This is a genomic window from Shewanella sp. ISTPL2 (genome assembly GCF_013283205.1).
In the GTDB taxonomy this organism is placed as follows: Bacteria; Pseudomonadota; Gammaproteobacteria; order Enterobacterales; family Shewanellaceae; genus Shewanella; species Shewanella oncorhynchi.
The window spans coordinates 4,627,098-4,640,062 of the sequence record NZ_JAAPAV010000001.1; the positions used below are offsets into that span (position 1 = coordinate 4,627,098).

A 12,965-nucleotide genomic window follows, 5' to 3' on the forward strand; every position below is an offset into this window, starting at 1 on the left:
GGAAATTTAGGACTCGTTAGGGTTCTGTTACGCGGATGAAGTCAATCAATACTCAGTTTTTCATTTCGACCTTACGTCTCGATTATTTTTATCCTGTTAGCATGTGATTTAATTTTGTTGGCTTAGGTAAATGATATGGGCCGTAAGTTTATGAGTCGCCAAATTATCTATTACTTAAATAGTGAATGGCGAATTGACTCATTATAAAGATGACCTGTTTGTTCGTTTTGAGCAGGGATTTACTGGAAGAGCCTATTTAAGGTTCTAATTAAAGGAGTTAGCTATGTCTATCGAATCTCAAGCCGTCGAGAGTCCAACTGATGCAACGACAACTAAGAGCAAGAAAGCAAAAAAAGCCGCCATTACTAGTGGTTTGCGCCTCAAAGACAAGTTAACCCAAGACACTCGCCGCCGAATTGAAATTCTGCACGAGCAACGCCAATTATCCAATCGTTTCGGCGTGGATATAGAAATTGACTAAAGCCTTTGGCTTGTCGCTAAGTATTGGATATCACATCTAGATATTTAGCCAGCATGTACAGCTTCACGACGCCCGTCGTGAGGCTTGCTCACTCTCTTTAAACATTCACTTCTTAAATTTATATTCCATTATCGTGACCATCTCGCCCTTATAATCTTCATGTGAAATCATTGACCAACCCAGCGCTCGATAAAAATCGGCTTTATCTGCAGTAAACAAATAGATTTTCTGTAAACCAATCGCTCTAGCATGCTCAATGACGGCATTGACTAGCAACTTACCTAATCCTTTATTTCGATGGTTTGCATTCACATACACATTGGCGAGCCAAGGGCTTAAGTCAGTTCGGCTGTCCATATCTGCAGTGATTAATGAAGATGATCCCATCACTTGATTTTCCTGTTCGCAGATAAACATTTTGGGGATGGCGGCGTCAGTTAAATACTCGTTCATTTCCTCAATCAGCGTGGTGACAGAAGCATCCGCAGAACTCAAATGTGCCCATGCTTGATGATGCCACTCCGCCAATTGTGGAATGTGTTGCGGGGCAGATTTTAGGTCGATAACTTTCATATAAATCTCTAGACTGATTGCTGAAAGGGGGAATGGGCAAATTATACCCTCTATTGGCTTGCATGAACTTAGTGGTCATAGGCCGAGTGAGTATACCGCTTAATTCGGGATCGGCAGAAATACGCTGGCTTTAAGCCCGCCTTGTTTCGCATGGCTAAAACCGAGTTCGCCTTGATAACTGTCGACGATATCTTTGCAGATAGATAATCCTAAACCATGGCCCTGGATGCTTTCATCTAGCCGAATGCCGCGCTCAATGATAACGGACAGCGCGGCATCGGAGACGCCTTCGCCATCATCACTCACTTCTATCCCATAGCCTGTGGTTGGCACGTTCTGCTGACTGATATGGATCTCAATATTTTTGCTACCATGCTTGCAGGCATTATCCAGCAAGTTGCCTAAGAGTTCGAGTAAGTCATCCCGATCAAACGGCATCACTAAGCCGCTCGTGTAATGGCTATGAATAATGCGGTCTGGGTAAATGCGCTGCATCACTTGAATCAGTGGCGCTAGGTCGTCATCGAGGACAGTATAACGCCCTGGAGTGGACAGGCCGACAATCTTAGTGCGCTTAAGCTCTCTCTCGATGATGTGGTGCAGGTTTGCGAGCACCTTGCCGCCCTCACTCCGCTGTTCTGGTTGAAGGCTTTCTAGGTAGGACTGCAGCCCTTGTAACGGACGTTTCATTTCGTGGGCTAAGTTACCCAAGGCATTACGGGAGCGTTGTACTCGCTGGCCCAATTGATTGACTAAACGATCTATCTCTTCGATCAGTGGGACTATCTCGCTTGGTACTTGGTCAGGATTGATTTCTTGCCCTTGGGTGCGCATTTGCCGGATAGCTTCTGGCATCTGCTCTAAGGGTTTAAAACCGCGTTTAAGTAATTGATACTGTGCTATTAATAGAATAACAATCGTGAGCAACACGGCTGCGCTGGCAAAGGCTAAAAACTGCACTTGGGTTTGTTCGATCTCGCTGATGTCTTCTGTCACCCACAGGATAACTAACTGATCATCTTTGATAACGGCCTGACTGAACATCAGCCAATGTTCTTTGCCGACAAACTCAGTGGCTTGGTGTTGTTCACCAGAGGTCAGCTTAAGCATGTTTACGTTATGGTCGAATAGGGAGCGTGAACGCAGAGTTTGCTCGCCGATTTGAATCGCAAAATAATGCCCAGAATTAACCCTGTGGTACACATTGGGCAAACGGTCGGAGGTGAGCGCCCAAGTGCCATCGGGATTGTGATTCAGGGCGGAGATCAGGCTGTCGGCATCGTGTTGCAATCGAGAGGCAACAAAGTCTTGGGTTAATATTTGGATACCTTGGTACAGAAAATACAGCAACAGCACCATAGCAAAGGTGAGCGTGATCAGCAGATTGCGCGTCAGATAGCTCTTGAGTGAATACACGCCTTTTACTCCTTGAGTCGATAACCTTGGCCGCGGCGGGTTTCGATATAATCCTTGCCTAAGCGCTGGCGCAGGCGGTTGACGTACACTTCGATGACATTGCTGTCTTTGATTTGATCTTCTTCGTAAATGCGTTCACTGAGCTCTGACTTAGAGACGATCTTGCTGGGATTGACCATTAAGTAATGCAGCAGACGATATTCAATCTTAGTCAGTTCTATCACTTCACCATCAACATTAGTGACGGCTTGTTTGTCGACATCGAGGGAGACGCCTGCATGCTGCAACACATTGTCGGCGCGGCCAAAGTGGCGGCGGATCAACACTTCGAGCCTTGCGAGTAGTTCTTCAATGTGAAAAGGCTTGCCGAGGTAATCATCCGCACCCGCCTTGAGACCGTCGACCCGTTCGTGCCACGCATCACGGGCGGTGAGGATCAGCACTGGCATAGCCAAGCCTTTTTGTCGCCATTGGCCAAGGACTTGTAAACCAGGTTTGCCGGGTAAACCGAGATCGAGGATCACGGCTTCGAAGTTTTCTTCTTCGCCTAAAAAGGCACCGTCGATACCGTTATCGGCGTGCTCGACGGTATAACCCGCCTTGTTAAGGGCGGGAATGAGGCGCGCGACCAGATCGGTATCATCTTCAATCAATAGCAAACGCATCAGTCGACCTTTTCCTTTAGCCACTCGCCGGTTTTGGCGTCAATTTTGATTTCATACACTATGCCATCATCACGAAGGATTTCGAGCTCGTAGATGATCCTTCCATGTTTTTGCTCGACTTCGAGATCGAGCAACCGCCCCTTTAGCCGTGATTCATAGCGTTGCATTATGGTGTCGAAGGGCAAAACCTTGCCCTCCTTAACCCACTCGACCACTTTGTTTGAAAGATCATCGTCGTGGGCATTGCAGCTGGGGCTGCTAATCATCCCAACGGCCAAAGCCAGGAATATTAACGGTATCTTCATCGAATATGCCCTTCTCTGCGAGGTTGTGACAATTGCTGCATTGACTGAATGAGCCGACTTTGGGGTTATCTTGCACCATACGTCTTGGGATCTCATCGTGTTTGCCAATAAAATATGCCTGTTCTGTGATCTTCTGCGGCCCAGACCCTACGAGCAGCGGCGTGCTGTTTTTCATCACCTTACCATTTTGCGCCGCATGTTGAACCAGATATTCCTCAATTCTAGCAGTGACTTGAGGATCTAGACTGGCGTTGTCACCAAAGTGATTATCAAGATTTGCGGTAATGGCGCGCCACTTATTGGCGGGGAGTAAATTGGCTGGATAAGCCATGTGGCAGCTACCACATTCTGCCGTGTATTCCGCATTCTGTGGAACGGCGCGGCTGAGCTCGCGGCCATCGTCCGCATAGCCTGTGCTGGCTAAGGTTAGGCTGATGCCGATAACGCCAATGGCTAATGCCGCAGCTGTGAGTGATGAACCTAAGATCCAGCTAATAGGGTGTGCTTGTTGAGTCATGACATCTTCCTTTTTGTGCCGTTACCTTCTGTGGAAGGTATTGAAATTAATTGATCTAATTAAATGAGCTAATTGAATGAGTGATACGGTCGACATTTGGCGGTTATTGCAGGCTTAACCAGAGTAAGGCATCGCCTTTTTCCTGTGGCGTGCAGTCGCGTTTAAAGGTCCAGTTACAGTTACGGGTAAACCATTTCTCGATTTTGGCTGAGTCGGTTAACCGATCTGCGGTAATCGACGGCGCCATAGGGTCAATGGGTTTACGGGTATTTTGGTGCATCCCCATGTCGGTGACTTTGGCGGTATGGCAACTGGCGCAGCTACGACCGTCCATGTCCTGTAACCAAAGCTTTTGTCCTGCGGCTGCGGTAAAGGGTCCAGCGCCTTGGGCTTGATAACTTTGCAGCTGCGTGCCGATGCGCTCGGCACTAAGTGGCAGGCTTTGCACTTTACTGTTGGCGGCGCTAACGCTAAGGCTAGTCAGCAGCAAGGTGGAAATCGCGACAATGGCAAGGCGACTTTTATTCGTATGTCTGGTTAATCTGTTCATAGAGCATTCCTTTTGGGCTGGATGTCTTATTGCTAAGCAAAATGGCTAATGGATTAATCTTTTTGTTCCGCAGGGCGTTGTTTCTTGCCCGTGACCATGGCTCTGACTAAGTTTTCTTTGTGCAATAGGCTGCTGACGATGACGCCGCCAACGTGGATGACCACAAGGAACACGGTGAAGTTGGCAAAGAATTCATGGACTTCTTTTATGGCGCCTTCGGGCCAAGTGGCGAAAAAGCCCGTGGCTAATGGGCCGTGTCCGTCGGTGGCGTACAGTGCCATGCCTGAGAATCCCGTGATGGCAATGCTAGCAATCAAGGCCACTATCATCATTGCCCCAGCGGGGTTATGGCCTATGTAGTCTTTGGCTTTGCCCGTGACGAGCCCTTTGAGGTACACCAGTACTTCTTTAGGGCGAGTGATAAAGTTGCTAAAGCGCGCATTGTGTGTGCCCATCACTCCCCACAGCAGGCGAAACACCAGTAAAATTAAGATGCTATAACCTGCGTAACTGTGGATGGTCATCCACTCGTCTTCGCCTTCAGTGAGGTAGGCTAAGGTAAAAAAACCGACGAGTGACCAATGGAATATGCGGATCAACAGGTCCCAGACTTTGATGGTTTGCAGTGTGTTTGATGGCATGGTGTGACGCTCCTAAGTGGGTTTAGGTGTAGGCTACTTAACCCAAACTTAAACCTCGCTTAAATTTTGAGGCGCGAACATTTATCGAATTGATGGGGGTGAGTGGTGCGCTTGCTCGTGTGGCGAGTCTTAAATGTCAACGAAAACTCACTTGTTAAGCTATTGGTATTACGGTAAATTCTGCCATCTCAACTGAGTGAAGGGATTAACTTATTTATGTCTACCGCCGTTATGCGCGCTTTCATCAGCCGCAATTCGAGTCGTAAATCCTTTTGTATTTATGCCGTTTTATTATTTTTGACCGAAGTCTTAATCGCCTTATATGCACCTGCGGGTTTTATCCGTGGTTTTGTGGGCGATGTATTGGTGGTGATCTTACTGTTTTGCATGGTGCGGGCTGTCGTTCCGGTTGACAGCCCAGCAGAAAAGTCCCTAGCACAAAACACAGGCGAGGGCATGAAGCGTTTTTTTCAAACTCCTTGGTTGGCGTTTTCGGTATTGCTGTTTGCCTTTGCTATCGAGTTTGGTCAGTATTGGGGTTTAGTCGACAAGCTAGGCTTGGGCGGAAATCGCTTGGCGCGAATAGTGATAGGTAGCCATTTTGATCCACTCGATCTCGTGGCGTATTTTGTCGGCTATTTGATCTTACTGGGCTGTTATTGGAAAAGCCGTCAGTCCTAGTGCTTTGAATCCGCAAGAGTTGCGTGACGTGTATTTTCGCAGATAGACGAGATAAGTGGGGTTAGGGATGCAACCGATAACGGGGTTTTCACTGCTAACAGAGCATGCCGATGGGGTTGAGCCTCATCCACTGAAAATGCCTCTGTATTTTAATGGCCAACCTACTCACACTTTTATTGCAGGCCTAGTGATTGAAGCCCAATATCGCTGCGTTTTATCCAATAAAACCTTGGGGTATTTGGTCATCACTTCTTTCGATTGTCCCTTCGAAGAATCGACCGAGTTTAGTCTGCTTGATGAAGGGTTTAAGCTCATTGCGACAACCTCTTTGGCGCAAATGTACGATTCTTTTCTGCTTTATGCCCATTGGCCTATGACGGATAACCGACTGAGATTGCACTATTATGGTCAGTTTGTGCTGGATTTAGTGATGACAACGGGCAGTTCTTGGTTACCTTTTCAGCCCAAACTTAAACTGGTTGAAGTTATCGATCCCCAAAGCGATCCACAAACAGCCTCCTCTCTTGCTGAATTAGCTCAGCGTTTAGCGCGGATTGATAATATAAACTGAGTGAGGTTTGAATTAAATTCAGTTAAAAAAGAAAGGGCTATTCGCCCTTTCATGTTTATCACTTGTATCGATTACTCATGCGGAAAGTTTAATAAGCTTGCTTGCAAAGACGTTTAAAAACCGAAATAAAAGCTTCCTCACATCAGCTTGTTTGAGCCCCAAAAACCTTAGAAGAAACCTAAAGGATTCACATCGTAACTCACCAAGAGATTCTTGGTATTTTGATAGTGGTTGAGCATCATCTTATGGGTTTCGCGGCCGATGCCGGATTTTTTGTATCCACCAAAGGCGGCATGGGCTGGATAGGCGTGATAACAGTTAATCCACACGCGGCCCGCTTGAATGCCACGTCCCATGCGTTGAGCCGTGTTCATGTCCCGTGTCCACACACCAGCGCCTAGGCCGTACTCAGTATCGTTCGCGATCGCTAAGGCTTCGGCTTCATCTTTAAAAGTGGTGACCGAAATGACGGGGCCGAAGATCTCTTCTTGGAAGATACGCATCTTATTGTGGCCTTTCATAATCGTCGGGCTGATATAATAACCTTCGCTTTGACCGCCATCGAGTTGGCAAAGTGTGCCGCCCAATAGTACTTCTGCACCTTCAGCCTTACCTATGGCTAAGTAACTTAAGATTTTATCGAATTGCTCTTTAGAGGCTTGAGCGCCGACTTGAGTGTCGGTATCTAAGGGATCGCCTTGTTTAATGGTTTGCGCGCGGGCGAGCACTTTTTCGATAAAGCGATCGAAAATCGATTCTTGGACTAGCACCCGAGATGGGCAAGTACAGACTTCACCTTGGTTAAAGAAGGCCAGCAACATACCTTCGACGGCTTTATTTAAATATTCGTCCTCATGGTCCATCACATCGGCAAAAAACACGTTAGGCGACTTACCGCCAAGCTCAACGGTCGATGGAATTAAGGATTCGGCGGCGCATTTTAAAATGTGATAGCCAATTTCGGTGGAGCCCGTAAAGGCCAATTTAGCGATGCGTTTGCTGGTGGCCAAAGCTTGTCCTGCTTCGGCGCCAAAGCCGTTGACTACGTTAAGAATACCCGCGGGTAATAGGTCTTCAATCAGCTCGAGCAAGACCAGAATCGAGACTGGCGTCTGCTCCGCAGGCTTGAGTACCACACAGTTACCCGCCGCTAGCGCAGGTGCGATTTTCCATGCGGCCATTAAGAGTGGAAAGTTCCAAGGAATGATCTGGCCGACCACGCCTAAAGGCTCTGGGAAGTGATAACTGACTGTGTTGCCATCGATATCGGCAGCGCTGCCTTCCTGTGCGCGGATACAACCCGCAAAGTAGCGGAAATGATCGACGAATAAGGGCAAGTCGGCATTTAAGGTTTCACGCACCGCTTTACCGTTTTCCCAGGTTTCGGCAACGGCTAAGTATTCGAGATTTTGCTCGACGCGATCGGCAATGCGCAGTAACAGGTTTGAGCGCTCGGTGACTGAGGTTTTACCCCATGCTTCTTTGGCTGCGTGAGCGGCATCTAATGCTAATTCAATATCTTGTGCATCGGATCGCGGGATTTGGCAAAAGTTTTGGCCATTCACGGGGGAGCGATTGTCGAAGTATTTGCCATTGACTGGGGCGACCCATTTTCCGCCGATAAAGTTGGCGTATTTTTCTTTGAAGTTAACGATTGCGCCTGCGGTTCCGGGTTGAGCATAAATCATAGAATCATTCCTTCTTGTGGATGGCATGCTGGGCGTTGGCGATTTTTACGCTCTTGGCTTCAGCAAGGGAGTCTTGTTGATGCATCTCTGCTGGATGCCTTTTTAAATATTTTTCGTTTTGCTTTAAGCCAATCCTATTGATTGGCTTAGTGTTCTCTTATGCAACACCTGAGGCTTGCATACCAAGGGTGCATCGCAAGGAGAGTGCCAAACTGGCAGGAGTTGTACACTTGTTGTGCTAACAGTATGATGAAAAGCTAATTTTGCAGATTTGAATAAGTATGGGCACTCAGGGAGAGAAGTGTGTCCTGTGGTTACTTTGTCATTGAGTGGCACACAGCAATTGTGCTGAAACGGAACACAGCTCTGGGGAGCACGGCTATGGCAGTTAAACCGCATTTACCATCGACACAGGCGTGGTTGGCCGATTCGTGGCAGCGCAGCATTGGCGCTGGCTTGTCAGAATTTCAGTTACCCCAAGATCTTAGGCTCGATGCCTGCGGACTAAAGCAGAAACATGAGCAATATCAAATGCTCATAGCATTAGTGCAATCCCATGCCTTGCCTTTGTTCAATCAGTTGATGGCGCATTCTAATAGCCGACTCCTGCTCTCCGATGCCGAGGGTTATGTGCTTAGGCATTGGGGTGTGAGCCATTACTCCACAAAACTGGCAGATGTGGCTTTGGATATTGGGGTGAATTGGCTTGAGCAGCACAAGGGCACCAATGCGATAGGGACGGCACTTACCGCCAAACAAGCGGTCTCTGTGGTGGGTGAGCAACATTTTATTCGCCAGAATCGTTTTATGAGTTGCACTGCTTGCCCGATATTTTCCCCCCAAGGTGAGATGCTCGGGGTGATTGATATCACCAGCGAGCAGCAAAGGCACACTCAGCAGACGCTAATGTTAGTGTCCAGTTTGGCGCAGCAGGTCGAGACCGCGCTTTTGTGCCATCTGCCCGATAGCCATTATCGAATCGATTTAGCGGCGCAGCCCAATCTGCTCAATTCGGGTTGGCAGGGTATAGTGATTGCCGATAGCGATGGCCGCATCGTGGGTTGTAATCCCATGGCGAAACAATTGCTTAATCATGCCAAGGTGGGCGATACCGTCGAGCAGTACTTAGGCGATAATTGGAGCCGAGCGGGTGGTTTTAATCAGCATTTAGCCTTGCATCTACAGACTCAATCCTTAAATATTCCCAGCGCTAAGGGTCGAGTTGCGATTAGCAATAAATCGCTCAGTCAATTGGGGGTTCGGTTTCGCGATCCTCAATTAGAACGCGCTTGGCAACATGCCAATAAGGTGATCACCAAGCAAATTCCGCTGTTAGTGCTCGGTGAGACTGGGGTGGGTAAAGAGCAATTTGTTAAAAAGCTCCATGCCCAGAGTGCGCGTCGCACCGAGCCCTTAGTGGCAGTGAACTGCGCCGCATTGCCTGCCGAGTTAGTCGAATCTGAACTTTTTGGTTATCAGGCAGGCGCTTTTACTGGGGCAAACCGCACTGGATTTATCGGTAAAATTCGCCAAGCCCACGGCGGTTTTTTGTTTTTAGATGAAATTGGCGAAATGCCGCTGGCGGCACAGAGTCGTTTACTCAGGGTATTGCAAGAGCGCGAAGTGGTGCCCGTTGGCAGTAATCAAAGCTTTAAAGTCGATATCCAAATCATTGCCGCAACCCATATGGATTTAGAACAACAGGTGACTCAAGGGCTGTTTCGGCAGGATTTATTCTATCGATTGAATGGTCTGCAAGTACGTTTACCTGCGCTGCGTGAGCGGCAGGATATCGAGCGTATTATCCATAAATTGCATCGTAAACATCGTATCGCCGCGCAGGATATCTGCCCAGAACTGTTAGGGAAAATGATGCAATACGACTGGCCGGGGAATTTGCGTGAGCTGGATAACCTCATGCAAGTCGCTTGCTTGATGGCAGAAGGGGACAATACCCTCAATTGGCAACATTTACCCGATTATCTGGCGGCCAAACTCACATGCGAGCCGTTAAAAGTAGGCCTGTTACAAGCTGAATCTTTATGTGATGAATTTAAGGAGGTAAGTGGTCAACCTTCTGCATCACCGCTGCAAAGTGGTAAGTTCGCTGTGGAGCCGAATGCCACAAAGGTTCAATCGGATTCCCTAAATGAGGCGATTTATAGCAATGTGCTGCAGGCATACCAAGCCTGTAATGGCAATGTGAGCCAATGCGCTAAGCGTTTAGGGATCAGCCGTAATGCCTTGTACCGGCGATTAAAACAGATGGGGCTTAAGGATTAATGCTAGCTTACGGCTCTTGTTGTGAAGCTCAATCAATCGCTAAATATCTTTTAATCACCCCACGTTTATCCACTTCGCAATAGACTAAAACCGAGAGGTTTTAGTCTACAATCTCTAGCTTCAGTATCTGACAATGTGATTTTTTGTTGTTGCCAATTTATGTCTAATAGGTTTTGTTGATTCATATAATCGATAAAGATCGTTTCTTCTAATTACAAATTCAGAACTATACTGCGGGCAGGCAGAAAAGAGCTTGGCGTTATGCATAGAAGAGGAACTGTTATGCATCTTACTAAAAGCCTTTTAATTATTTCTATGGGTCTGACATTGAATGTACAGGCTCAAACTTTACCAACAAATACCCTGACACGTGACAATGGTGCACCTGTGGGTGATAACCAAAACTCGACCACAGCGGGCAGTAATGGCAGCGTGTTATTGCAAGATGTGCAGCTTATCCAGAAGCTACAACGCTTTGCCCGTGAGCGTATTCCTGAGCGTGTCGTCCACGCCAGAGGCACTGGTGTGCATGGTGAATTTGTATCGAGTGGCGATTTTAGTAACCTAACCCAAGCGGCACCCTTTGCACAAAAAGGTAAAGTGACGCCCGTATTTGTGCGCTTTTCTACCGTGATCCACTCAAAAGGTTCACCAGAAACGCTGCGTGATCCCCGAGGGTTTGCGACCAAATTTTATTCGGACCAAGGTAACTGGGACTTAGTAGGTAATAACTTACCCGTATTCTTCATTCGCGATGCGATCAAGTTTCCTGACATGGTGCATTCACTCAAACCATCGCCAGTGACCAATATGCAAGATCCGAATCGTTTCTTCGATTTTTTCAGTCACGAAGCGGGTTCAACCCATATGTTGACTCAGGTTTACAGTAACTTAGGTGTACCTGCCAGTTATCGTGAAATGGACGGTTTCGGTGTACATGCGTACAAATTTGTGAATCGAGATAACCAAGTTAAATACGTGAAATTTAACTGGAAGAGTCTGCAAGGTGTTAAAGGCTTACGTCCCGATGAAGTGGTTAAAGTCCAAGGACAAAACTTTAACCATTTAACCGATGATCTTTATAGTGAGATCAACAAGGGTAACTATCCTAAGTGGGATCTGTACGTTCAATTACTCGACCCGACTGAGCTTAATAAGTTTGATTACAACCCACTAGACGCCACTAAGGTGTGGCTAGATGTGCCAGAACAAAAAGTGGGCACTATGACGCTGAACCGCATGCCTGCAAACTTCTTCCAAGAGACTGAGCAAGCGGCATTTGCGCCATCGAATTTGATCCCTGGGATTGAGCCTTCGGAAGACAGATTACTGCAAGGCCGTATGTTCTCCTACGCCGATACTCAGCTGTATCGACTCGGCGCGAATTTGTCGCAATTGCCGATTAATAAACCCTTAGTGGCGGTGGCAAACCACAACCAAGAAGGTGCGGGCAATATGGGGCATACCCAGTCCGATGTGAACTATCAACCGAGCGTACATTTAGCCTTGGCCGAAGATAATCGTTATCGTGCGGTAACAACTGCGCTGACGGGGACTGTGCAACAAACGGCTATTAGCAAGCAGGATAACTTTAGCCAAGCGGGCGTCTTTTATCGCAGCTTGAGCAAGCAAGATAAAGCAGATCTGATCACTAACTTGGCCGGTGACTTAGGCAAAGTGAACGATACCAATGTGAAGCATCAGATGCTCAGTCACTTTTATCGTGCAGACCCAGAGTTTGGTGAGCGTTTAACCAAGGCCGTCAAGGGTGATCTGGCCGACGTTAAACAGCGTTCAATCTGATTTTGTTATTTTTAGGACTGTTTGGGTCGCAGAGATTTGCGCGTTAACAGTCCGAACCTAGTAAGTCCCGCAAGACGTAAACAAGCTCTTTTCTGCCCAGTTTAAGAGGGCGTCTTGCGGGCATTTCGTCACGTCTCATTGTTTAAATCTCTATTTTAGCTGTGCTGGGAGCCATTGATGAAACACACTATTGCTATCTTATTATTGATTATTGTGGCCCTGAGTATGTCGGTGGCAATGGGGGCGGGTTCGCTTCAAGCGCCATTGGTTACATCCGCAACTGCAAGTCAAACAGACGAGCCCGATACCGCACAAGTACAATTGCTGGTGGACTACTTTTTTGCTGCAGCGCGTACCGGCGATATCACAGTGCTTGAGCATTTTCTCGATGCTGGCTTCCCTATTGACCAGAGAAATAGTCAAACCTATACCGCGCTAATGGTGGCGGCTTATAACGGCCAAGAGGCTGCAACGGATTTATTGCTTGAGCATGGTGCTGATGCTTGTTTGCAAGATAAGCGTGGTAATACGGCAATGATGGGCGCTGTGATTAAGGCCGAATTCAATATTGTAAAGCGGCTATACGCGAAAGAATGCAATGCGAACCTAACGAATAATGCCGGAATGACCTTGACTGAGTTTGCCCGTTACTGGGGTCAAAGTGGCGCTTTACAGCAGGCGAGTTTGAAGCAATAAAGACGCTAGATCTTGCCATCTCTTGCGCTCGATCACTCTTGGTCATTATCTTTAATCTGTTTAGATCTCAGCATTTACTATTAGCAATAAGTCTG

At 47.4% G+C, this 12,965-nt stretch carries 14 protein-coding genes; 6 read left to right on the top strand and 8 right to left on the bottom strand.

Features of this window, described 5'->3' with window-relative positions:
- The first annotated feature begins 283 nt into the window (after nucleotides 1-283).
- Nucleotides 284-481, top strand: coding sequence for a hypothetical protein (locus tag HUB64_RS20665; RefSeq protein WP_006079715.1), 198 nt, complete (start codon nucleotides 284-286; stop codon nucleotides 479-481).
- Nucleotides 482-586: 105 nt separating this feature from the next.
- Here the strand turns inward: HUB64_RS20665 and HUB64_RS20670 are convergent, their stop codons facing one another.
- The 7 genes from HUB64_RS20670 to HUB64_RS20700 all read right to left on the bottom strand — a co-directional run bounded on the left by HUB64_RS20670 (nucleotide 587) and on the right by HUB64_RS20700 (nucleotide 5,148).
- Nucleotides 587-1,054 carry a GNAT family N-acetyltransferase gene (locus tag HUB64_RS20670; RefSeq protein ID WP_173497771.1) on the bottom strand — a complete coding sequence of 156 codons (468 nt, stop codon included), beginning with the start codon at nucleotides 1,052-1,054 and terminating at the stop codon, nucleotides 587-589.
- Nucleotides 1,055-1,153: 99 nt separating this feature from the next.
- On the bottom strand, nucleotides 1,154-2,470 hold the full coding sequence (locus HUB64_RS20675; protein WP_173497772.1) for a sensor histidine kinase: 1,317 nt from the start codon (nucleotides 2,468-2,470) through the stop codon (nucleotides 1,154-1,156).
- 5 nt (nucleotides 2,471-2,475) lie between these two features.
- Nucleotides 2,476-3,135: a response regulator transcription factor gene (locus tag HUB64_RS20680; RefSeq protein ID WP_006079718.1), complete on the bottom strand. Its 660-nt coding sequence runs from the start codon at nucleotides 3,133-3,135 to the stop codon at nucleotides 2,476-2,478.
- A complete protein-coding gene (locus tag HUB64_RS20685; RefSeq protein ID WP_012196525.1) occupies nucleotides 3,135-3,401 on the bottom strand; it encodes a PepSY domain-containing protein in 267 nt (88 codons plus the stop codon). Before HUB64_RS20685 ends, HUB64_RS20680 begins: the two co-directional genes overlap by 1 nt.
- Nucleotides 3,394-3,957, bottom strand: a complete 564-nt coding sequence (locus HUB64_RS20690) for a diheme cytochrome c (RefSeq protein ID WP_173497773.1) — start codon at nucleotides 3,955-3,957, stop codon at nucleotides 3,394-3,396. Before HUB64_RS20690 ends, HUB64_RS20685 begins: the two co-directional genes overlap by 8 nt.
- 103 nt (nucleotides 3,958-4,060) lie before the next feature.
- Nucleotides 4,061-4,507 carry a DUF1924 domain-containing protein gene (locus tag HUB64_RS20695; protein ID WP_006079721.1) on the bottom strand — a complete coding sequence of 149 codons (447 nt, stop codon included), beginning with the start codon at nucleotides 4,505-4,507 and terminating at the stop codon, nucleotides 4,061-4,063.
- Between the two features lie 53 nt (nucleotides 4,508-4,560).
- On the bottom strand, nucleotides 4,561-5,148 hold the full coding sequence (locus HUB64_RS20700) for a cytochrome b/b6 domain-containing protein (RefSeq protein WP_173497774.1): 588 nt from the start codon (nucleotides 5,146-5,148) through the stop codon (nucleotides 4,561-4,563).
- Nucleotides 5,149-5,364: 216 nt separating this feature from the next.
- Between HUB64_RS20700 and HUB64_RS20705 the strand changes: the two genes are divergently transcribed.
- On the top strand, nucleotides 5,365-5,829 hold the full coding sequence (locus HUB64_RS20705; protein WP_173497775.1) for a DUF2809 domain-containing protein: 465 nt from the start codon (nucleotides 5,365-5,367) through the stop codon (nucleotides 5,827-5,829).
- A gap of 67 nt (nucleotides 5,830-5,896) precedes the next feature.
- A complete protein-coding gene (locus HUB64_RS20710; RefSeq protein WP_173497776.1) occupies nucleotides 5,897-6,400 on the top strand; it encodes a hypothetical protein in 504 nt (167 codons plus the stop codon).
- Between the two features lie 167 nt (nucleotides 6,401-6,567).
- Here HUB64_RS20710 and HUB64_RS20715 read toward each other — a convergent pair whose 3' ends face one another.
- Nucleotides 6,568-8,088: an aldehyde dehydrogenase family protein gene (locus tag HUB64_RS20715; RefSeq protein ID WP_006079725.1), complete on the bottom strand. Its 1,521-nt coding sequence runs from the start codon at nucleotides 8,086-8,088 to the stop codon at nucleotides 6,568-6,570.
- A gap of 381 nt (nucleotides 8,089-8,469) precedes the next feature.
- Here HUB64_RS20715 and HUB64_RS20720 point away from each other — a divergent pair, with 381 nt between their 5' ends.
- The 3 genes from HUB64_RS20720 to HUB64_RS20730 all read left to right on the top strand — a co-directional run bounded on the left by HUB64_RS20720 (nucleotide 8,470) and on the right by HUB64_RS20730 (nucleotide 12,870).
- Complete coding sequence (locus tag HUB64_RS20720; protein ID WP_173497777.1) at nucleotides 8,470-10,371, top strand: sigma-54-dependent Fis family transcriptional regulator; 1,902 nt, start codon at nucleotides 8,470-8,472, stop codon at nucleotides 10,369-10,371.
- A 282-nt stretch (nucleotides 10,372-10,653) separates the two neighbouring features.
- Nucleotides 10,654-12,174 (top strand): catalase, encoded by a 1,521-nt coding sequence (locus tag HUB64_RS20725; RefSeq protein WP_173497778.1) that lies wholly within the window; start codon nucleotides 10,654-10,656, stop codon nucleotides 12,172-12,174.
- 177 nt (nucleotides 12,175-12,351) lie between these two features.
- Entirely contained in the window at nucleotides 12,352-12,870 is a 519-nt protein-coding gene (locus HUB64_RS20730; RefSeq protein ID WP_173497779.1) for an ankyrin repeat domain-containing protein, read from the top strand.
- Nucleotides 12,871-12,965 lie beyond the last annotated feature (95 nt).

Excerpts from the sequence above, each read along its gene's own strand:
- HUB64_RS20665 (WP_006079715.1), top strand. The coding sequence starts at position 284 with ATGTCTATCGAATCTCAAGCCGTCGAGAGTCCAACTGATGCAACGACA.
- HUB64_RS20670 (WP_173497771.1), bottom strand. The coding sequence starts at position 1,054 with ATGAAAGTTATCGACCTAAAATCTGCCCCGCAACACATTCCACAATTG.
- HUB64_RS20680 (WP_006079718.1), bottom strand. The coding sequence starts at position 3,135 with ATGCGTTTGCTATTGATTGAAGATGATACCGATCTGGTCGCGCGCCTC.
- HUB64_RS20685 (WP_012196525.1), bottom strand. The coding sequence starts at position 3,401 with ATGATTAGCAGCCCCAGCTGCAATGCCCACGACGATGATCTTTCAAAC.
- HUB64_RS20690 (WP_173497773.1), bottom strand. The coding sequence starts at position 3,957 with ATGACTCAACAAGCACACCCTATTAGCTGGATCTTAGGTTCATCACTC.
- HUB64_RS20695 (WP_006079721.1), bottom strand. The coding sequence starts at position 4,507 with ATGAACAGATTAACCAGACATACGAATAAAAGTCGCCTTGCCATTGTC.
- HUB64_RS20700 (WP_173497774.1), bottom strand. The coding sequence starts at position 5,148 with ATGCCATCAAACACACTGCAAACCATCAAAGTCTGGGACCTGTTGATC.
- HUB64_RS20705 (WP_173497775.1), top strand. The coding sequence starts at position 5,365 with ATGTCTACCGCCGTTATGCGCGCTTTCATCAGCCGCAATTCGAGTCGT.
- HUB64_RS20710 (WP_173497776.1), top strand. The coding sequence starts at position 5,897 with ATGCAACCGATAACGGGGTTTTCACTGCTAACAGAGCATGCCGATGGG.
- HUB64_RS20715 (WP_006079725.1), bottom strand. The coding sequence starts at position 8,088 with ATGATTTATGCTCAACCCGGAACCGCAGGCGCAATCGTTAACTTCAAA.
- HUB64_RS20720 (WP_173497777.1), top strand. The coding sequence starts at position 8,470 with ATGGCAGTTAAACCGCATTTACCATCGACACAGGCGTGGTTGGCCGAT.
- HUB64_RS20725 (WP_173497778.1), top strand. The coding sequence starts at position 10,654 with ATGCATCTTACTAAAAGCCTTTTAATTATTTCTATGGGTCTGACATTG.
- HUB64_RS20730 (WP_173497779.1), top strand. The coding sequence starts at position 12,352 with ATGAAACACACTATTGCTATCTTATTATTGATTATTGTGGCCCTGAGT.